This is a genomic window from Halalkalibacter kiskunsagensis (assembly GCF_037027555.1).
Lineage (GTDB): Bacteria > Bacillota > Bacilli > Bacillales > Bacillaceae_D > Halalkalibacter > Halalkalibacter kiskunsagensis.
The window spans coordinates 112,219-132,472 of sequence record NZ_JAXBLX010000009.1; the positions used below are offsets into that span (position 1 = coordinate 112,219).

23 protein-coding genes, 1 other RNA gene and 1 pseudogene are annotated in these 20,254 nt (G+C 36.7%); 10 read left to right on the forward strand and 15 right to left on the reverse strand.

Annotated elements, in window-relative coordinates; all coding sequences use genetic code 11:
* The first annotated feature begins 203 nt into the window (after positions 1–203).
* Positions 204–1,196, forward strand: a complete 993-nt coding sequence (locus SLH51_RS07335) for an ABC transporter substrate-binding protein (RefSeq protein ID WP_335960290.1) — start codon at positions 204–206, stop codon at positions 1,194–1,196.
* Between the two features lie 162 nt (positions 1,197–1,358).
* Here the strand turns inward: SLH51_RS07335 and SLH51_RS07340 are convergent, their stop codons facing one another.
* The 7 genes from SLH51_RS07340 to SLH51_RS07370 all read right to left on the reverse strand — a co-directional run bounded on the left by SLH51_RS07340 (position 1,359) and on the right by SLH51_RS07370 (position 8,331).
* Positions 1,359–2,681 carry a coiled-coil domain-containing protein gene (locus SLH51_RS07340; RefSeq protein ID WP_335960292.1) on the reverse strand — a complete coding sequence of 441 codons (1,323 nt, stop codon included), beginning with the start codon at positions 2,679–2,681 and terminating at the stop codon, positions 1,359–1,361.
* Positions 2,682–2,854: 173 nt separating this feature from the next.
* Entirely contained in the window at positions 2,855–2,995 is a 141-nt protein-coding gene (locus SLH51_RS07345; RefSeq protein ID WP_335960293.1) for a hypothetical protein, read from the reverse strand.
* Positions 2,996–3,375: 380 nt separating this feature from the next.
* Positions 3,376–3,828: a hypothetical protein gene (locus tag SLH51_RS07350; RefSeq protein WP_335960294.1), complete on the reverse strand. Its 453-nt coding sequence runs from the start codon at positions 3,826–3,828 to the stop codon at positions 3,376–3,378.
* Positions 3,829–3,830: 2 nt separating this feature from the next.
* Positions 3,831–4,649 (reverse strand): DUF3100 domain-containing protein, encoded by an 819-nt coding sequence (locus tag SLH51_RS07355; RefSeq protein WP_335960296.1) that lies wholly within the window; start codon positions 4,647–4,649, stop codon positions 3,831–3,833.
* A gap of 14 nt (positions 4,650–4,663) precedes the next feature.
* Positions 4,664–5,860 carry a M20 metallopeptidase family protein gene (locus SLH51_RS07360; protein WP_335960298.1) on the reverse strand — a complete coding sequence of 399 codons (1,197 nt, stop codon included), beginning with the start codon at positions 5,858–5,860 and terminating at the stop codon, positions 4,664–4,666.
* 89 nt (positions 5,861–5,949) lie between these two features.
* Positions 5,950–7,575: a helix-turn-helix domain-containing protein gene (locus tag SLH51_RS07365; protein WP_335960299.1), complete on the reverse strand. Its 1,626-nt coding sequence runs from the start codon at positions 7,573–7,575 to the stop codon at positions 5,950–5,952.
* Between the two features lie 18 nt (positions 7,576–7,593).
* A complete protein-coding gene (locus tag SLH51_RS07370) occupies positions 7,594–8,331 on the reverse strand; it encodes a DNA polymerase beta superfamily protein (protein ID WP_335960301.1) in 738 nt (245 codons plus the stop codon).
* A 161-nt stretch (positions 8,332–8,492) separates the two neighbouring features.
* Here SLH51_RS07370 and SLH51_RS07375 point away from each other — a divergent pair, with 161 nt between their 5' ends.
* The gene (locus tag SLH51_RS07375) at positions 8,493–9,413 is read left to right on the forward strand and encodes a DMT family transporter (protein WP_335960303.1); all 921 of its coding nucleotides are present in this window, start codon (positions 8,493–8,495) and stop codon (positions 9,411–9,413) included.
* Positions 9,414–9,475: 62 nt separating this feature from the next.
* On the opposite strand, the gene SLH51_RS07380 is transcribed toward SLH51_RS07375, so the two are convergent.
* A complete protein-coding gene (locus SLH51_RS07380) occupies positions 9,476–10,864 on the reverse strand; it encodes an MATE family efflux transporter (RefSeq protein WP_335960305.1) in 1,389 nt (462 codons plus the stop codon).
* A 698-nt stretch (positions 10,865–11,562) separates the two neighbouring features.
* Here SLH51_RS07380 and SLH51_RS07385 point away from each other — a divergent pair.
* The 7 genes from SLH51_RS07385 to SLH51_RS07415 all read left to right on the forward strand — a co-directional run bounded on the left by SLH51_RS07385 (position 11,563) and on the right by SLH51_RS07415 (position 14,032).
* The gene (locus SLH51_RS07385) at positions 11,563–11,784 is read left to right on the forward strand and encodes a spore germination protein (protein ID WP_335960306.1); all 222 of its coding nucleotides are present in this window, start codon (positions 11,563–11,565) and stop codon (positions 11,782–11,784) included.
* Between the two features lie 10 nt (positions 11,785–11,794).
* On the forward strand, positions 11,795–12,010 hold the full coding sequence (locus SLH51_RS07390; protein WP_335960307.1) for a spore germination protein GerPB: 216 nt from the start codon (positions 11,795–11,797) through the stop codon (positions 12,008–12,010).
* A 22-nt stretch (positions 12,011–12,032) separates the two neighbouring features.
* Complete coding sequence (gerPC, locus tag SLH51_RS07395) at positions 12,033–12,653, forward strand: spore germination protein GerPC (RefSeq protein WP_335960309.1); 621 nt, start codon at positions 12,033–12,035, stop codon at positions 12,651–12,653.
* Between the two features lies 1 nt (position 12,654).
* A complete protein-coding gene (locus SLH51_RS07400) occupies positions 12,655–12,831 on the forward strand; it encodes a spore gernimation protein GerPD (protein WP_335960311.1) in 177 nt (58 codons plus the stop codon).
* A 15-nt stretch (positions 12,832–12,846) separates the two neighbouring features.
* Positions 12,847–13,275, forward strand: a complete 429-nt coding sequence (locus tag SLH51_RS07405) for a spore germination protein GerPE (RefSeq protein WP_335960312.1) — start codon at positions 12,847–12,849, stop codon at positions 13,273–13,275.
* 33 nt (positions 13,276–13,308) lie between these two features.
* On the forward strand, positions 13,309–13,527 hold the full coding sequence (locus tag SLH51_RS07410; RefSeq protein ID WP_335960314.1) for a spore germination protein: 219 nt from the start codon (positions 13,309–13,311) through the stop codon (positions 13,525–13,527).
* Positions 13,528–13,600: 73 nt separating this feature from the next.
* Positions 13,601–14,032, forward strand: a complete 432-nt coding sequence (locus SLH51_RS07415) for an Hsp20/alpha crystallin family protein (protein WP_335960315.1) — start codon at positions 13,601–13,603, stop codon at positions 14,030–14,032.
* Positions 14,033–14,263: 231 nt separating this feature from the next.
* On the opposite strand, the gene SLH51_RS07420 is transcribed toward SLH51_RS07415, so the two are convergent.
* From SLH51_RS07420 to SLH51_RS07450, 7 genes and pseudogenes are all read right to left on the reverse strand, one after another.
* Entirely contained in the window at positions 14,264–14,653 is a 390-nt protein-coding gene (locus tag SLH51_RS07420; protein WP_390183807.1) for an ArsR/SmtB family transcription factor, read from the reverse strand.
* On the reverse strand, positions 14,653–15,090 hold the full coding sequence (locus SLH51_RS07425) for an SRPBCC family protein (protein WP_335960317.1): 438 nt from the start codon (positions 15,088–15,090) through the stop codon (positions 14,653–14,655). The genes SLH51_RS07420 and SLH51_RS07425 overlap by 1 nt, the downstream gene beginning before the upstream one ends.
* Positions 15,091–15,300: 210 nt before the next feature.
* The gene (locus tag SLH51_RS07430) at positions 15,301–16,092 is read right to left on the reverse strand and encodes an HAD family hydrolase (RefSeq protein WP_335960319.1); all 792 of its coding nucleotides are present in this window, start codon (positions 16,090–16,092) and stop codon (positions 15,301–15,303) included.
* A gap of 169 nt (positions 16,093–16,261) precedes the next feature.
* Positions 16,262–16,445: non-coding RNA, 6S RNA (gene ssrS, locus SLH51_RS07435), on the reverse strand.
* Positions 16,446–16,513: 68 nt separating this feature from the next.
* A pseudogene (locus SLH51_RS07440) lies at positions 16,514–17,383 on the reverse strand (alpha/beta fold hydrolase).
* 88 nt (positions 17,384–17,471) lie between these two features.
* Positions 17,472–17,987: a hypothetical protein gene (locus tag SLH51_RS07445; RefSeq protein ID WP_335960321.1), complete on the reverse strand. Its 516-nt coding sequence runs from the start codon at positions 17,985–17,987 to the stop codon at positions 17,472–17,474.
* A gap of 73 nt (positions 17,988–18,060) precedes the next feature.
* Positions 18,061–19,650, reverse strand: coding sequence for an ABC1 kinase family protein (locus tag SLH51_RS07450; protein ID WP_335960323.1), 1,590 nt, complete (start codon positions 19,648–19,650; stop codon positions 18,061–18,063).
* Positions 19,651–20,129: 479 nt separating this feature from the next.
* Between SLH51_RS07450 and SLH51_RS07455 the strand changes: the two genes are divergently transcribed.
* The coding region (locus tag SLH51_RS07455) for a transposase (RefSeq protein WP_335960345.1) at positions 20,130–20,254 on the forward strand (125 nt) is incomplete at its 3' end.

Here is a 20,254-nt window from a genome sequence, read left to right on the forward strand (position 1 = left end):
ATAGTGCAATGTCTCCTATTTTAATTTCTACTTATTTATAACGTCATGTTTCTATGTCTATTAGTTTATTGCAAGTGATAACTATTGTCAATGATTACGAGAATCACTTTCAATTATGTATTGACATATGACAGAACAAACTTTAATATTGTAACTGCAAATGAAATTTATTATCAATTACATAATATTTGGAGGGAATTACTATGATCGAAAAATCAATGAAGTCGATTCTTATTGCACTAATGCTTACACTTATCTTAGCTTTAACTGCTTGCGGAAATAATTCTGAAGAAACGACACCAGAAACTTCAGACACTGAAATAGAAAATAATGCAGAAGCCGAAACAAATAACACTGCTTATACGGTTGAACACGCCATGGATACGACCGAAATTGAGAAAACACCTGAACGAGTCGTGATCTTAACAAATGAAGGAACAGAAGCTTTACTAGCATTAGGTGTTACACCAGTAGGAGCAGTTTCATCTTGGACTGGTGACCCTTGGTATGCGCATATTAGTGATCAAATGGAAGGTGTTCAAGAAGTAGGAACAGAAAGTGAGCCAAACCTAGAAGCGATTGCTGCCCTTAAACCTGATTTAATTATCGGAAACAAAATGCGTCAGGAAGCTGTTTACGAACAATTAAGCGCCATTGCACCAACTGTCTTTGCAGAGTCCCTTAGAGGAAATTGGAAAATTAATTTCGAGCTTTACGCCCAAGCTCTTAACAAAGAGGAAGAAGGCCAGCAAATCTTAGATGAGTATGCTGACCGCATTGTTCAATTCCAAGAACAAGCTGGAGATTTAGTAGATTTAGAAGTTTCTATGATCCGTTTCCTTGGTGGCGATGTTCGTATTTATCAAAAGGATTCATTCTCAGGAGTCATTCTTGAGGAGATTGGTTTTAACCGTCCTGAATCACAAGATGTCGATGAATTTGCTATTATGGGAGCAACGAAAGAAATGATTCCAGACATGGACGGTGATATTCTGTTTTACTTCACATATGAAACAGGTGACGGCGAAGGATCAAAAGTAGAACAAGAATGGTTAGATGATCCCCTGTTCCAACAGTTACCAGTTGTAGAAAGTGGAAATGCGCATAAAGTGAGCGATGAAGTTTGGAATACAGCAGGTGGAGTTATTGCTGCTAATCTTATGATTGATGACTTAGAAAGCAAAATCCTCGATTAATTTAGAAATACAGCAAGTAAAATACGAAAATACAATAACAATAAGAGGACGAAATCTCAACGGTTTCGTCCTCTTATCGTTATTTCTTTTAGGAATCAGCAAATAATTAGGAGCTGCATCCTGTTATGGTTTTATAATAGATAACACCTATTGGTTGGTTTTCTATTCAGACCTCTCTATCTTTGTTGAAAAATGTGACATTTCCTTAGAGATGGGTTTCTTCGGTTGGTTAGAACTTGCTGCATGAACAGGTTGTAGCTGATTAAGTTGTGTGTAAAGTTCTAATTGCACTTTTTCATGATCGCTAATTTGTCCTGATATTGTCGACGTAATATCTACAAGTTCCTTAAAACTTTCCTTAATTTGTTTTTGGTCTTCTTCATTCTTCTTCACTTTCTGAAGTAAATCATCGTGATCAACCTTTTGTAATTCAAATTGTTGAATTACTTCATCCTGTCTTACTTTTTGGTTTTCTTGTTCGCTTTCTACCTTTTTAGATAACAATTCCTGGGACATTAAACGATTGCTATATTGATTGATTTCAGTAAATAGATCTTCATTTGCTTGCTCTATACAATTGAGTCGCTCTGTTAATGTTTTTTGATTATCAGCAAGCTTTAAAAGCTCTAATTGTAAGGCACTTCTCTCTTCTTCATACTTTTCTAACTTGTTCACTAACTCTAGTTCTAGATCATTTTTTTGCTTATTTATATCTTGAATGTATTCATGCATTGTTTGAAGGTTTTGATTTGCGCTGTTTCCCTGTTCATTTAAAGCATTTGAAAGTTTTCCATATAGACTTGAAAGTTCTTCATTTCTTTGATCATAGCTTTTTTGCGATTGTTGCAATTTTTCTTCCATCATTTGCAGAGTTTGGATTGTGCTAGTCTCTTGTTCTTTTATTAGATTCGTAAGTTCTTCATTTATCTGTTCTTTACTTACAACTGTTTGGTTCACCATTTTTTGTATCTCTTGCAAGGTTTGGGTAGTGTTATTCTCCTGCTCTTTTATCAGAAGCGGAACTTCCTCATGTTTCTGAATAAGATGCGCTTGTGTTTGTTGCAGACTTTGCGTTGTGGTCTCCAACTGGTTTAATTGAGTTGAAAGGTCTTCGTGCACCTGCTCATGCGACTCTAGTCTGTGCTGCAGTTTTTTGTTCTTTCCTTGTAACTTATCAGTGGTAGATTCCTGCGCTTTTATTTTACTAGAAAGCTTTTTGTGAATCTTACTATGACTATCAACGGTTCGTTCGTATTTCTTGTTCCTTTTCGCCAGTTTTTGTGTCATTTTCTCCTGATCTTCTAATTGGTTCAGCAATTTTTTATTAAACTGACTAAGAGTTCTTATTGTTTGTTGGAAATCACTCATTTGAGACTCTATACTATTTGAGTAAAAGATATTTTGATTGACATGGTCTTTTTTTTGCACATATACATTGGGCTTCAAAGTATTCTCATCATAAAAATTGCCCACAACAGCACTCACTCCTTGCTATCCAAGATACAGTTAGTCTATGAAATCAATGTGTGTTAAGTGCCTGATAATTTACTAACTGTTGTGGTTGCGAGCAATGATTTTCGAGATGCCCCTTTTATTTAAAACCATTTCTTGACAAAAGTGATAAAGGCAAGGGTTTCCCCCTTACCTTTTTCAAAGACCTATTCTTTTATCCCTTCAAGCCATTCTTTATAACATTCATTGCACAGAGGTTTATCAACATGTTCATTTTGCTGGACAAATACGCCATGGTAATAAGTATCTTCAATTGTGTTGTTACAATAAAAACATTGCTCATCCATTTACGTTTTCCCCCTATTGATAAGCTTGTTTATATGATGTACAAAATTAAGAAAAAAATGATATTACTTTCATGTCATCTTTGGAAAAAAACACACATCACATTTGGGAAACAAAACGAATTTATTTTCAAGATTTCGCAAAAAATATTACTTGAACACAAACCAAAAAAGCGACTAATTTCTATTGTCGAAATGTCGCTTCCATAAAAGAGTTTTTTCAAAAAGGTAAAGTTCGACCTTTTTGTGCGGTAGACGCAATGGCTCCGCTCGCCGTGCGCTTTTTGAGAAGTTCGCTCAAAAAGCTTTAAACATTACGGCGGCTTCGCTCATTGCTACGAGTTTTTTCAAAAAGGTAAAGTTCGACCTTTTTGAAAAAACTCTTAAATAATTCCTTGTATTCTTAAAACAAGTTCGGCAATTAGTGCCGATCCGATGAAGGTTCCAAATAAGACGAATGCTGCAACGACAAACGTTCTCCATCCTAATGTAACAAAATCAGACCATGTGCGTCCAATGGCTATACCGGCATATGCCAATATTGGTGTCGTTAAGGCTAAGAGGTTCACTTCGTTTGTCCAAGTAACAATAGAAGCAGATCCTGGCATCCATGGCATCGATACAACTATACCAATAATGGCAATGTAGGCCACACTAGGAATTTGAAATGGTAACAGTTTGTGGATAATTAATCCAACAAGACAGATCAGAACCAAGACAATCATTCCTGGAATTGCCTGTAGGGGCATGACATCATATCCAATCCAGTTCCCAAGAGTAGCAACAACCCCAAAAATCACTAATAATAATGTCCATTCTTGAATATTTTTTAGCATGCTTACGCCCCCTTCCCTGTATTTTGATCTAATTTTTGATTTTTTCTTTTTGTTAAAATTGAATATAATTTCTCCGTTAATGGTAGGCCAACAAAAATACTTAAATACAAACCGGTAGATAATGATAATAGATTACTAGCACCTGCAAATGCAATAATATCATTTTCAAGAGCAGGAAAGGCAGCAACAAGGGATCCACTAGCTGCAGCCATCATACTTCCACTTCCAATCCCTGATGCCATTGCAAAAGATAGTGGATGAAGAGGAGTTAATGTAGCTAAAAATCCTGAAATCAAGCCCATAAAAACAGCACCGAAAACCGTTCCGAAAATATAAATCGCCATGACTCCTCTACCCTCGGGTGAGTTGAATCCATATTTGTCCATAATTAAGCCAACATTCGGTTCACGTGCAACTGAGTGAGTCATTCCAATACTCTCTCTTTTTAAACCAAGCATGATCGCAATTGGTAGGGCAATGAAGATTGTACCTAGGTTCCCTAACTCTTGAAGCAACAGGGCTGGACCTGCAGCTATGATGTCAGGCAACGATGGTCCGATAATGACCCCAATTTTTGCAATCAACAAGGTGACTCCAAGTATGATTAGTGGTTCTGCATTTTTTGATTGTTTATCTTTGATTAGCGGTGTAAAGTATAAAATCAACCCAAGTATTAGTGCATAAAGCATCGGTAGTAATAAAATTACGCCAGGACCAACTGAAAATTGGTGAGTACCAATTCGTTCGGTTAGTAACACAAGTACAAAGACAATTGCATGAAGACGCCAATCTTTCCATAGGTTCTTTCGTTCTTCTGTCATCCCAATCCCTCCTTTTATCGTGATGAATCTAAATGTTTAATCGTTTTTAGTAATGTTTGAACGATAATCCGCACAGTATCTGGAATAATATCATCGTTCGCTAAAAATGCTGGATCATGCCATTGTTTAGTAATACCTTTTTCCTCGTCACCTGTTCCTACCCAAAAGAAACACCCAGGTCGATATTGTTGATAGAGCGAAAAGTCCTCTCCACCCATCGTTGGCTCTGGCTGAACGATGGCATCTCGCCCTACAACTTCTTCCGCGGCTTCTTGAACAATATGAGTCATGACTGGATCATTTTGGATCGCTGGCACTTGTGGAATAAAATCAACCTGAGCATCTGCGTTGTATCCTTTTGCAATCTCACATGCAATTCTCTTTATTAATTCAGGTAGTATTTGCCTTACTCTTGGATTAAAACTTCGAACGGTTCCAATTAATTCAGCTTCGCCAGCAATCACATTATGAGTTGTTCCTGAGATGAACTTCCCAATCGTTATCACAACAGGTTCAAACGGATCAATATTTCGACTGACAGCTGATTGAAGGCCCATGACTACAGCTGAACCTGCAACTACCGAATCAACGGTATTCTGGGGGATTGCACCATGTCCACTCTTACCAGTAATTTTAATGTGCAACGTATCAACAGCTGCCATTAAATTCCCTTCTGTTAAACCTATTTTTCCAGCTGGGATTCCAGGTTGATTATGAAGACCGAAAATAGCTTTAATTTTTCCATCTTCAAAAAGCCCGTTCTCAATTACTTCTTTGGCTCCTTGAGTTGTTTCTTCAGCCGGTTGAAAAATAAATTGTACCGTACCATTAAATTGATCGCGGCTTTCTGCTAAGACAAATGCTGCTCCAAGTGCAAGTGTCATATGTAAGTCATGTCCACATGTATGAGAAATGCCCTCATTTTTTGACGAGTAAGATAGCCCCGTTTGTTCAATAATTGGTAAGGCATCAATATCAGCCCGAAAAGCAACTGTTGGTCCTGGACCTTTTAGTCCCTCGATTTCAGCAATGACTCCTGTTTTCATTTTTGTCGGCAGAATACGATACCCTGAATCTAGCAACCACTTTTTCAACCGCTCAGTCGTTTCGAATTCTTTTGAACTAACTTCTGGGTATCGGTGAAGTTCTTGTCGTATCTCAATAAGCTTTCCTATAAGATGGTCTATATTTGTTAATTGAATTTGTTCCATCTATTACACACCTCCTTAAAACGTTCATGTAGAATAATTATAATGTTCAGAAAAAGCAATGAATATATGGAAGTAAACAATAAAATTACTTAATTTTTGTGTCTACCCACATAGATACGATACGCAACGACAAGATTAATCCAATCATCGTCTCTTTCTAATGAAATTTGTAAGGTGCGTTCAATTTTTTTTAATCTATGATATAACGTATTGGGATGGATATGTAATTGCTCAACTGTACGTTTATGATTTTTATTTGCTTCAATAAAACAAGTGAGCGTAGTGAAATAAACTGATTCCATTGAAAACAGATCTCCTAGCTTATCCTGTACATAATAATCTAGTGTTGTCTGATCGACTTTTTGTATTAATCGCTCTACACCTAGTTTCGAATAAGTAATGACTTTCTCAGTTCCTGCTACTTTTCCATAACGAACAGCATCTACTGCTTCTCGGTAAGAGTTTCCAAGTTGGAAAAGAGATCCTGTTCTTCCAACCCCATATACAATCCCTTTATAGATAGCCCATTTCCCTTCAATAAATGTTGTTATTTTTCCGACAACATCTTCTTTTTCTGTTACTGGAACAACCAAAATAACGCGAAACCCACGTGTGAATACAAAACTAAATTGACTTACTGATCGACTAATTTCTTCAGTAGACCTGATAAACCGTTCTTTGTCCCTGATTGCTTGTTCTTTCCATAACGGATTCTCTTTTCCTTCCATTACGATACAGACAAAATCCCATTCTGTATTCCAGTTAAAATGTTTTGTAATTTGCTTTAAATCTCCTGAAGGAACACCATCCACTATTTGTTGAAATACCTCTTCACGAAAATGCAACTCTTTTTCATAAAAAGCATTTTGTTTCACTATTTCAAGCGACAAAGCGGTGGCAGCATGTTCAAGAGCGACTTGTTCAAGAGTGTTCAACATATTCAGATCTTTTTCCACCTGAATATAGCCTAGAGTTTCTTTTCCTCGTATAATTGGAAAAATATTATTCCGAACGTCGGCACCCTTTTGCTCGGTAAATTTTGTTATCATTCCAAGAATACGAGACAATAAGGATATGATTGTGCCAATTCCCCCACCTTCTAATGATACGTTCGTAAATTTCTGGTGGATCTCAAATGAATGCTCCAATTGTTGATTCTTTTCTTTTATCGTTCGAAAAAGATCAGAATTCACAATGGCAATTGCACTTTGATCAGCAATCATTTCAATAATACTCATATCGTCTTCTGTAAAACGGCCTTCGTTTTCAAAGTTATCAACTAGTAATACTCCCAGGCATTTCTCTTGATAAAGCAACGGCACACAAAAAGCACTTTTTACTTGTCTTTCATACACACCTTGGAAGTAAAAGTGAAAATTTCTCTCGGACATGCTCTCCATGTTTTTTTTCACATCACCTTCTTCGGCAAACAAATAGGATTTTTTATTCAGAAATGCTTTTCCTGTAATCGATTCTCCAGGAGCAAAGGCGATATTGTCCATCATGTTCCTGTTTATGCCGACACCCTCTGCGACTTTTAACGTATTTTCCTCAGGATGATACAAATAAAGAATAACCGTATCAGAAATTTCAATTAAATCGTTAGCAGCTTTAACGAGCGTATCTAAAACTGTTTCAATTTTTAATGATTTTGTCAAAAGTTTCGTAATCTCAAGTAACTTTGTCATTTTTTCATGATTCTCATTTGAAACCAATGAAAACATCCCCCCTTGTTAATTTAATTCCTTTATTACACTTTCAGTAACCAATAGGTATATAATATTCTCTAACTTTTCTTTGCTATCTTCATTCACTGGTTGCTGTAAGTAAACCTTTTCTAGTTTCTCAAAAGTAGACATTTTCTTTTCCGCTAATTTTATGTACTCGGCTTTTGTAAGCTGTCCATTTTTCATGTGAATCATAAATTCTCTCCCTGCATCATCATACTTGATGGCGCTTTTGAAATTCTTGAATCCACTCTGTTCAAATCGCTCGATAAAATCCATAATCCGATAAGCATGCATTGCAGACTTAGAATCATAACCGAACTGTTCAACTAAATGGCATGTGCCTTCGTTCCCTTTTTCGAGATACTTTGTCTTGCTATAATACATTCCCTTACACGCTTTGTAGAGGTAGGGGATATTCATTGCTGCGATTTCGTTTTTCATATCAAAGATTTGATCAATTGACTTTTTGATCCAACTGTTTTTATTTATCGTTACGTCGCTAGAGAAAAGCACCTCTACAAAATTAACATTTGATTTCCAAAAAAGGCTAACCAGTTTTCTTATGTCATGATAATCTTGATCTATCGTTTCACCGACAATACTTGCAGTATATACCTTGCTGTAGTAAAGGTCTGAGAATGTTGGCAAGACAAAAACTTTATAATCTTTGTCTGACTCTGCAGTCGTTAAATTGTAATTCGCGGATCCAACTAATGCCTTTAATGCAACTACTCGCTCCATTCAAATCCCCTCCTGTCTACTATTGTTCCTGAATAAAGAGTCCTCAAACAGAAAACAACCCCACTAGTCTTTTTAGATTCACTTTCACAAAATATTCAACGTTATACGTACGATCTAATCATCCATGATACAATAATTTCTGAAAAGGTGGATGATACAACATGTTACGCTCTTATTTGCTTCTTACTATTACTATGTTCATATTTTCGGGAAACATTTTAATTGGAAAAGCCTTAAGTGATTTATCTCCGATTACGATGACTTTTTTTCGCTGTCTAATTGCCTTTCTTATTCTGCTGCCTTTAGGGTGGAAAGATCTGAAGAGTAATCGCACGCTATGGATGAAAGAGTGGAAACCAATTGCTGCCCTTTCTTTAAGCGGTATACTATTCTTTAATTTATTTTTGTATGCCTCTTTGCAGTTTACATCTTCTTCGAATGTTGCCGTCATTGAAACAACGACACCTGTATTTGCAATCATTCTTGGGATGGTGTTTTTAAAAGAAAGGCTAAACGGTCTGCAATTTTTCGGAATCTTTTTATCATTAGCTGGGGCTTTATGGGTTATTACAAAAGGATCTTTAACAGTTTTGACCGAACTGCAATTTAACCTCGGAGATGTCCTTGTCGTTCTTGCCGTCATCGCGTGGGCTGTTTACTCTCTATTAATCAAGCAACATAGTCACAAGTTCCCATTATACGGAAGCCTTGCTATTATGGTCTTTTTATCGATAATTGTCTTGTTTCCTTTTGCTGCATATGAGTCGAGAGAAGGAATCGTTCATTTACTCGAACCAAAATTGATTTTGGGACTGCTTTATTTAGGGACCTTCCCATCGGTCATAGCGTTAATCTTCTGGAACAAAGGAGTAGCTGCGATTGGACCATCACGCGCGTCAATCTTTTTAAATTTGCTACCTGTCTTTACGATCATTGGAGCCGTTTTCTTTTTAAATGAAACAGTGACCATTGCTCAAATAGTTGGGGGAGCTGTCGTTATTGTTGGAGTTTATCTTTCGACCAAAGAAAAATCTGTCAAGACACATGAAGCATTATCACAAGAAAAAGAAATGCATGGGTAACAATAAGAAATGCTCAGACAAAAGGCATCCATAGCTGGATGCCTTATATAATTACTACTTAATTACTTATCTCCTATTTCACCTAGGTCCCTAATTGTTTGATTTCGCGTAATTCTATTCTGAATGACTCGTAACCTGATCAAAAAGCCAACTGCCGCACACGTTAACCCTAAAATAATTCCAATCCAAAATCCAAACGGTCCAAGATCTGTATACGCCGCTAGCAAGTAACCTGAGGGTATTCCAATTATCCAATACGATATGAACGCCGTAATAAACGGAACCTTTACATCTTTATACCCTCTTAATACGCCTTGCAGCCCCGCTTGAGCAGCATCTGAAAGCTGATAAAAAATCGCGATGATGAAAAATTGACCAGCTAGTAAGACTACTTCCCTGTCTTCTGTATAAAGGTAGGCAATGGGTTCACGGAAAAAATATAAAAAAACAGACCCTATTGCCAAAATACCAATCCCACCTAGGACACCAAGATTGCTGTATTGTCTAGCTGCCTGCAGTCTCTCTCCACCAACCGAAAAACCGACAACGATCGTTAAAGCCATGGAGATGCTTAACGGGATCATAAACATAAGCGACGTAAAGCTAAGCGCAACTTGGTGTGCTGCAACCGTAATCGTTGTAAACATCATTCCAATTAATAACGTCACAATAGAAAAAATACTCGCTTCAAAAAAGATCGAAAGTCCGATTGGAATCCCAATTGCAAGCTGTTCCTTCCAAGCTTTCCATGAAGGAACAGCCCATTTTACAAACAATTGATAATGACGAATCACATCTACTTTATAAGTCATCCAAATGCTAAACAAAAAAATAATCCAATACGTAATCGCTGTTGCATAACCTGCACCAATTCCCCCAAGTGCTGGCAACCCCAACTTTCCAAAGATAAATCCATAATTCAACAGTACATTAAAAGGAACAGCCAAAACGGTAATGATCATCGTAATACGAGTATACCCTTGCGCATCAAAGAAATAGCGCAGGACATTCGCAGCAAACAGGGGAATAATCCCGATTGATAGTCCTATTAAATAATGAAAGGCAATATGATAAACCGCTGGATCTAAATTCATTATCGATAAAACTGGATCAAGTAAAAAAGCACCTACGCCCCCAACTGCCAAAGCAAGCAAGATGGATAAATAAAGTGCCTGAATGACTGTATATGAAATTTGATCACGCTGTCCCTTACCCAATAGTTGTGCTACAACAGGGGTAACGGCAAGCAATACTCCATTTATTCCTGTAAAAATTGGCATCCATAAACTGGAACCAATTGCGACCCCTGCTAAATCATTTGTCCCAACTCGCCCAGACATCATTGTATCTACAAGGTTCATTGCGTAGAAACTAACTTGCGTAACCATGATTGGCCATAAGATAGCAAGAAATAAAACGATCTTTTCTTTCCATGTCTTTGCATGATACATAACTGTTCCCCCGTACTTCTATTCTAATCACTATATCTAAATCATAGCTCATGGAATATAATCTTACAAACCGGACCTTACTCAAAAAAATCTTACAATGCTTTTTATATGAATGTACCAAGATTTCACATTGTTGTTAAGCATACCAAAACGCGATGCTTGAATCTAGCATCGCACCCCTGTTTTTTATAAGTTCAACGTCCTCTCAAAATGATCTTTTGAAGCTACTCTCTTATTACCTGGGAAAACAATTATGATGATCTACAGTCTAAGACTCACTAAAATGATGGTAAATATAAGGACATTGAAAAAGGTTGCTTTTTACCTTTTTCAGTGGCCTTGTAAATATCCGATCTTTTTCTACCCGCTTACACACTGTAATAGGTGAATTGAAAATGAAGGATAGGAAAGGAAAGGAAATGGGCTGTTTCAAAAGCTAGAAATAGAGTTGGCAATCGTTCGCTACTCGCCCTGATAGGAGAAACCCACTCCTCTCAACTAGGCTTTTGGGTGTCATTTCCTTGTCTCTGTTCTCTATACAAAATTTTCATCATGTAATAATATTTCAACTCATTTGTAGGGAACATTCACAATACCCCTCTCTAGGTAGGATAAAAATTAACGCATATATATGAACACTTATCACGGTTTAACATACTTTATAAATAGCTAATGTTTAAAAAAGGATGGGTTTAAATATGCCAGCTATTGTAGGAGCGGTAAAAGTTATCAGTGTAGGAAGCAGTGGTGTTTTTAATATTGGCGATGTACTTACAATGAATCCAGTCAGTACAGCCAAAACGTTTGCAGGAGCAGGCTCATTTAATACAGGTGACAATTTAAGGGTACGAAATGATCGCAGTATAACGAAAACATATGATCAAGATGTACTTGATTCGAACGTGAAATCAATCATTTAAGGAGGAGCGCATGAACTTTCATATTAATCAAAGCATAACCATACACAATTTGAGAGTTGAAGGCATTACAAACTCTTCTGTATTGCAAATTGGAAGTGCTGGGATGATTAAACCTTTGTCGAACCTTTACAATACAGGAGGTTTTACTGAACCAGCACCTGAAGCTGGAGGAAACGGAGCACGCCCTCCTCTTGTTCCTCTAGCTCCACCGACTGGCTCATCATAATGATAAAAGAGGAGGAGATTTTATGTATTACAATAACTCGGATCTAGCACAAAATCTCCAACAAATTTATAATTATATTCATTCTCAACATCAAAGAATTACTCAATTAGAGACGACCATTCAGCAGCTTCAAAATGAAATGGAAACCTTAAAAAAAGAAAAAACGTCCAACATTGAAAAAATAGAATATAAGTTTGATCAATTAAAAGTTGAGAGATTAGAAGGTACCTTAAACATTGGGATTACTCCACAAAATGGAGAACATTCAATTGAAGATTTTGCTGTTAATCAAAATCAATTACATGTACCTCAAGTAAATCAGCAACAACCAATGATAAATGAGACCGTTCAACAACGTGTCTATGAGTATTTGAACGGAGCATGCTTACAGGACATCGAATCCATTGAGGTAGAAAACAATTACCAATTAGATAACCATTACCGACAATATATTATTGAAGATATTAGAAGACAAGTTGATCATCGCATAAACCATTACGTAAGCCAAATTAATACGAATTCATTAGAACCCGCACAAGTGACTGAAATGGAAGAGAAGACATTCAATAAGGTACGAGAAGACATTTTAAAAACATACGACGAGTTTGTTCGCAACCTCCCAAGAAAGGAGAATCTTCCATAATATGAATTTTACAGTCGTTAATAAAAGTATATGTGTCGACAATATCCGAATTATCGGTGTATCGAGTTCTTCTGTTTTTTTAGTTGGTGACACTGATTCGATCACGTTATCTTCCGTCTTTGATACACCACCTGAATCACTAATCATCGGTCCATTCGTTCCGCTTGCACGGTCCTAAAGGAGTGTAGTCAAAATGTTTAAACGAACATCATCTGTTAAAACGATCTCTGTTACAGACGTCTCGTTAGGTTCTATTTTTGAAATTGGTGACTCTTGCCACATTAAGCCACGCTCAAAGGCACTTGCCGTACAACGTGAATATGAGCTCTTTTTTGGTGATGAGGGCAACTTTGAAGCTTTTCCTATTTTTACAAAGCCCCTGCCTAAATCAATCATTGATGAAAATGTAAATTTCACAAAACACAATGATTCTCCTTTTATTTATGTGAATCATATTGATGTAACGAGTTGCTCAGCATCAGGAGTTTTGCATATTGGGTCAACGAAAACGATCGATGCTGAAGCTAGAGTGAAGCACATTCGCCAATTACAAGATGATTCAAATCAACAGGAGGACTCAAGTCCAAACGAAGAAAGGAACGATTCTCTTCCTTCTGAATAAAATACAATATTAAAAATAGAAAAGGGTGTTTTTATGCCTTCGATTGTTTGCGGACCTTTCAAAATAAATTCAAATGAAGGTGTTATTAATTTTGGTGATTCACAAAATATTTCTCCAAAAAGCACATCTAAACAAGTATCAGGATCAGGTAGTGGTAACACAGGGGACTTTATCATAACCAATAACGGTTTTAACATGAATAATACATTTGATCCAGATCTGGCGGATCAAAACGTAGCTGGGAATGTATAAGGAACAAGCTTTTTAACCCAGTAATCACCTCATTGAAGTCAGGAAGAACATATAATAAAGATGAAGGTGGTGAATGAAATTGAATCCATTTGATTGGAACCATCCAATAAAATCCCATTTTCAAGATGATTTTTGGAAGAATTTCCAAAACGTCTTCAATGGAAATGATCAACAAACAAGAGTAAATCTGTATCAAGCTGGTCATGAATTAAAGTGCCTTCTTTTCTTGCCAGGAATAAAAAAAGTGGAGGATATTTATTTAAATGTTAGTGACAACACCTTAGAAGTTAGTGGGAATAATATCCAAGAACATTCTGGATTTCAATTAATTCAACAGGAATTTTCTCAAGGGCCATTTAAACGTATCATCGAATTGCCCTTCCCTGTTCGGAAGGACAAAATTGATGCATCCTATAGTCGTGGAATAGTTACTGTCCATTTATATCGCTTGATACCAGATAATAACAAAGGACAAAAAGGGATAATGATACGTGATGATGAGTAGATCAGCAGCTCGATAGTTGCTGATCTTGTTTTGTGATTACTTACAACTTCCTCTAACATAACAATGTAACAACAAGACTATTTTCTTCTTTAAGGGGGTGACTACTCTCTCCTATAACAATTGATCACAGTTATCCACCGAGGATTCTTGTCTTCCTATAAGCGAACAGTAGAAAAAAGGGTACCTGCCAACTACGCGAAATGCGCATTTTCAGTAACCCCTTCCTTTATTTTATAAACGATTCTTTTCATCCCGATTTTTATCGTTAGTTTTATTAGTTACGTGCAGGTTCAAATCAGTAGTGCCATCATTCTCAACAATATGTTTAAGCTTAGCCATCTTGTTATCCCAAAACTGCTCGTAAAAGGAAAGCCATTGCTTTAATTCAAGCAATGCTTCCGCCTGGAGTTTGTAACGTTTTTCTCTCCCTACCTTTTCGACACTTACCAAATTGGATTCAGAGAGTATACGCAAATGTTTCGAAACAGCCGTACGCGTCATCGGAAAATGATTGCTAATGACTGTAACTGGCATTTCTTTCTCAGCCAACATTCGTAGCATTTTCCTTCTTGTAGGGTCAGCAATCGCTTGAAAGACATCATGCCTTTGTGCAGCTGACATTATGCCTCAACTACTTCACGAAGTTTTTCTGCAACAATTGAATCCCAACCATTGTTCATAATATTGCGAATATCCTTATTTGTTTGATCTGGTCCTGGTCCTGGAACGATTTCATTAGGTGCTCCCCATCCAGAGTGAATAAGCGTAAATTCAGTCTTATCCCCCATGTCTTTTAACTCAAACGAGACTTTCCATCCATCTTCCCCCCAAGAAAACACAAGACGATTTGGTGGATCGAGTTCTAATACTTTACAAGGTGTCGGGCCAAAAGGAGATTGTATTGTAAATTCATACCCTAATTCTTGTTTAAAATCATTTGGCATGAACCATGAATCAATGCCTTCAGCAGTTGCAACAGCATTCCAAACTTTTTCAATTTTTGCATAAAACACTTCATTTTTTTGAATATCTGGCGTTTCTGTTTTGTTATCTCCCATTATGAGTACCTCCATTATATGCAACCATTTGGTTTCTTTTTTTATTATACGAAACCAAATGGTTACATGTCAACATTACTCTTTAATTTAGTATTTGTGTAAATGATCTCTATTATTATGATGGTTTGATTTCCAGTAATCCATCTTTAACATCTACTCAAAACAAAAAGCCCAAACCAACTCATCATCTGAGAAGATTTGGACTATTTTCTATTCAACTAATTCCAATGACTTCAAACCGTTAAAAACGCCAGAGTTTTGTACGTCAGTTGTTTTATGCTTAGCGTATTGAAATAAATCAGGATGGGCATTTCCCATCGCAAATCCAGCACCTACTAACGAAAGCATTTCTTTATCATTCATTCCATCTCCAAAAGCAATTGCCTCTTCTGGTTTGAATCCAAGCAAATCAACGACCTTTTGAACTGCAAATCCTTTATTCACTTCGTCTCGAATAACATCATACGAATGCTCTTTAAAACCTGCTACGTTGATAGGAGACAAGTGAATGTTATTTCCTTCTTCATAAAGAGCCACATCATTTTTTCCTAAATTCAGAAGAGAAACGCCCAGTATTTGATCTTGGTAATCTGATTGGTACAAGACATTATGTTTTAAATGGAAGTACTGAATAAAGTCTTCCATGACTTGGGAATCATTTGATGTAAGTACATTTTTCTCGTTTGTATACATAACTGCTTCATGACCTTTTTCCTTGGCAACATTTAAAAAATGTTGAATCATTTCTGAATCCATCCGTTCCATAAAAACGTCCTCTCCTTTATGGACGGCATACGCACCGTTGTACCCAATGAATGATTCAATCTGTAATTCTTGTCCTATTTCTCTAATTTCATGAAGCGGTCGACCCGTTGCAAGAAACACCTCTAACCCCTTTTGTTTCACTTGCTTTACGGCTGCTTTCGTCGACTCTTCAATCGTATCATCTGGCGTTAAAATCGTACCGTCAATATCAAGAAATAATGCTTTGTAATCTGACATATGAGTCTCCTTTGAACTTTTTTAAACGTAACTATTCTTTGCACCATTATGTATGTATTTCACTCTAACATATTATACCATGTTCCTTCACTGACTCATATATTGTTTCAGGTGAGAAAAAATCAAAAAAAGATCAAATCCAAGTGGATCTGATCCTGTTAATTGTATCATTGGTGCCGCAGTTGCCGTTTGTTAATAGAGTTCCAAACCACCACTCCTAAAAGTGGGTGTTTGCAGAAATAGTTCAGTCTTCCTCTACGCATTGAAGGCTTGACATTCCTACTCCGATGTAAAACTCCCTAACTAAGTATAAAGGTTGAAACATATATTGCAAACGTACAACGCAGCTTGTATAAATTATAATACACGATCTTCCTCAAGCATTCAATGGTAATTTTCGGTTTTAGAATACAAGATAACTTTACCTGCCTTGTCTTTCAGTTAGAAAAGAAGCAATCTGTCTATTCACGATTGTTGGTTGTTCACGGTGTACCCAATGAGTCGCCTCATCAATCATTATTAATCGTCCATCGATACAAATGTCCATCGTTTCTTTTGCTAATTTCATTGTAAGAAAACAGTCACTTCTTCCCCACAACATTCGAACTGGAACAACAACCTTACAGCTTTTCACTTGATTCAAACTTTGCCACATCACCCGATATCAGTTTAGCATAGCTGTTAGGGCGTATGGCTGTTCCCATGCCGTTTTATATTTCTCTAATTTTTCAGTTGTAAATGTATTGGGGCAACTCGTTTTCATCATAAGCATTATCATTCTCTCAAAATCATTTGCACTCAATACTTTCTCTGGTATAAATGGAATTTGGAAAAACAATATATAAGAGCTTTTCACCCATTGTACTGGGTTAAATAATAAGGCTTTTTTCATTATCAACGGATGAGGTATATTAATTGGAATGAGCATCTCTACATACTCAGGCATGCTCTGTGCCAAATGCCACGCTACTGCACCACCCCAATCATGAGCAATAATAGTAGCTTTTTCCCGCTTAAAATAGTGAATTAATCCAACGATATCATCTCGTAGCACATCAAGCGTGTATTCCTTACATTGTTCTGGCTTTTCACTTACATTATAGCCACGCTGATCTGGTACAACGACTCGATACCCCGCTTCGATTAGAGGGTCAATTTGATATTTCCACCCATACCAGAACTCAGGAAAACCATGTAAAAGCATCACAAGAGGTCCATCTTCAGCTCCTGCAACAGCAACATGAAGTGTTATGCCATTTGTTTTGACAAATGCACATTCGATTTTCTTCATCAACATCGCCTCCTGAATCTAGCTTTAACCCTGCAGTAACTCTTCATACAATCATAAATTGCTTAGTGCCAGTTGAAACTTCTTCAAATCAACCATATTGCAATTCACCAAGTGTCTTTAGAACATGATCAATAAACTCAGGAATGTCCTTCATTTGCTCCTCATTTATTTTATGGGGGAAAGAAAGCTCTATTGTATTGTGATACAAATGATCATCTTTGCCATAATCAAAACGAAGGGTTTGAATAGGAGGCAAGACTGGGTCCCAAATTTTACTAATAATCGCATCAATTTGATTGCATTCATTCTCTATATCTTCGACTTTCAACATGTATCGAACAAAGAGACTGCATCCTGGACTTTCACCAGGAACCTCCAGGATCTCATCTGCTAAATCTTTTAACGAGGCTTGCAGCACGATTTCTGCCGTGATTTCTTTATAGGTAGCAAGTGAAAATTGAAGACGAAATTCCCTTGACATCACTGATAATTCTAAGCGATCCATCCGATTCGTAATATCAACTTCTCCACTTATGTTATCTAGATCATACACATAATTTTCAATGGCCACTTTTATATTTTCAAAAACCGTTGGATCAAACAAAGTTCCATTCCCTCACTTTTTCCTTTTCGCTCTTAATACGGACGAACATTTATCTAGATTCTACTATTTGCGTTCAGACTTTTTTCTGCTTATGACGGCTTACAATATAACCGAGTGCTGATAATCCTATTACTACTGTTGCTCCTTGCCAGAGCAACGATTGATTGAGGTATGTCCCTATGAATACACCGATTAAGCCCATACACCCTAACATAAACATTTGCTTTTTCTGATTCTCATAAATGATAAATTGAAAGTTTCTTTGCTGCTCGTTTTCCTTCCATTCAACATATCGTTGTGGCGTTTTTATTACATGCAACACGTCGGTAATAATTTTCGTGAAAGGTTGTGCATTCAACCACTTCCATAGTAATTTCCACTTACTTAACTCACTCTCATTTATCCAATTAAGAAGTACAGGTTTTGCTAATTCATGTAGTTCTTCATTAGGAACAAGGGTATATAGCATTCCTTCAATTGTTACAACTGATCGACCTAAAAAAATGAACCGTGTTGGCACTTGAATGGGAAGCGTTCTGACTAAGTCATTCAATTCCTTTTTTACAGCAAACAGATCCATTTCTTTTATCTTCTGAAAATTAATAGAGAACGCTTCTTCTATCAAAGGTTCAACTGACTTTGTATTTGCACTTGGCAATAGAAATCCTAGTGCCCGCAACACTTCTACAGCCTTTTTATGATCTTTCATTAAAAATGACTCAACCAAATTTTGGAACTCCGTTGCATCTTTTTTACTAATTTCACCTACCATTCCAAAATCAAGTAAAATTAACTTGCCATCCTCATTAACAAGCACGTTTCCCGAATGAGGATCTGCGTGAAAAACACCGGGCTGCAGCCATTGCGGAAGAAATACTTTCATTAATTGTTGCGCTAATTCCACTCGATCAATTTGATGGTCATTCAAAAAATCGATGTTCGTAATTCTTTCTCCATCTACCCACTCCATGACCAAAACGTGTGACGTACAAAGGTCTGTATACACATGTGGAATTATTACTTGAGAATCTTGTTGAAACCGGTCACTAAAGGAAATCGCTGTTTTCAACTCTCTTTGAAAATCTAATTCTCGCTCCATAACATGTTTTAATTCTTTGTATAACATTGGAAAGTTAAGAAAGTCTTTTGGAATAGGAGCAAAAATACGTACAAACCAAAAAAGAACAGCTAATATTTGAAAATCAGTACGGACGATTGCCTGAATGGTTGGACGTTGCACTTTGATTGCGACCTTCTTTCCATCTTTTAACCATCCTCTGTATACCTCACCAATAGAGGCAGAAGCAATCGCTTTTGTTTCTATTGAAAGCAAGTTTTCTTCAATATTGCCATTCCACTCTCTTTCAAGCACGGCTTTTATATCTTCCCAAGGAGAAGGGGGAACTTGATCAACCAACTGTTGGATTTCTTTTATAAAACTATTCGGAAGCAAATCCGCACGAATACTTAACATTTGCCCTATTTTTATCAACAGTCCTTCTAATTCAAAAAGAGTTTGTCGAAATTTTTTCCCAATCTTTTCCCACAGTTTTTCTTTATCCGCATCTGATTTTCTGAGAAAACGCTGCCAGTATACTTTTATGACAATTGATAACGCTAAAGAAAAAACGCGCCACATCCTATACCATTTTTTCTGTGACATCATTCATCCCCCTAGATTCCGATGCATTCATTCCTTCTACATCATACCACCTACAATAAGGATGATATACGATTTTCTATAAGGGGGAAAAATCTTACTTAGTTGTATCTTCATTAAATCGTTCTTTAATCTTTAAGAAGTCTTTTTGGATGACTAAGGTTAATAGAAGAAGCAGGAGAACAGGAGAACTATAAACACCATAATTAATTTTTCTTTAAATAGGCCCCCCCCCTGCAAAAAAAGGTATTACATTATTCTTCCCTCTTCCTCCCATTTCCTAAACATCTTTCCATTATTCCTCTTCACATAAAAAATCTAGTTACACTAACTAGATTTTTTAATCCTAACCATCACTAGTAAAACGATATTTATTCTCCCTTTGCTGTTTAGCTGTGTACAAATGGATAGGCTACACTTAGTTGGACAATAAAAATAAGGGCTAGTAGAATAACATATAACGAGTGAGGAGAGAATCTACTATGTCCAAAAAAAGAAGAACGTTTACCACAGAATTCAAGAAGCAAGTTGTTGCTTTATATGAAGGTGGAAAAAGTCGTCAAGATATTGTCCGTGAATATGAATTAACTCCTTCTGCTTTAGACAG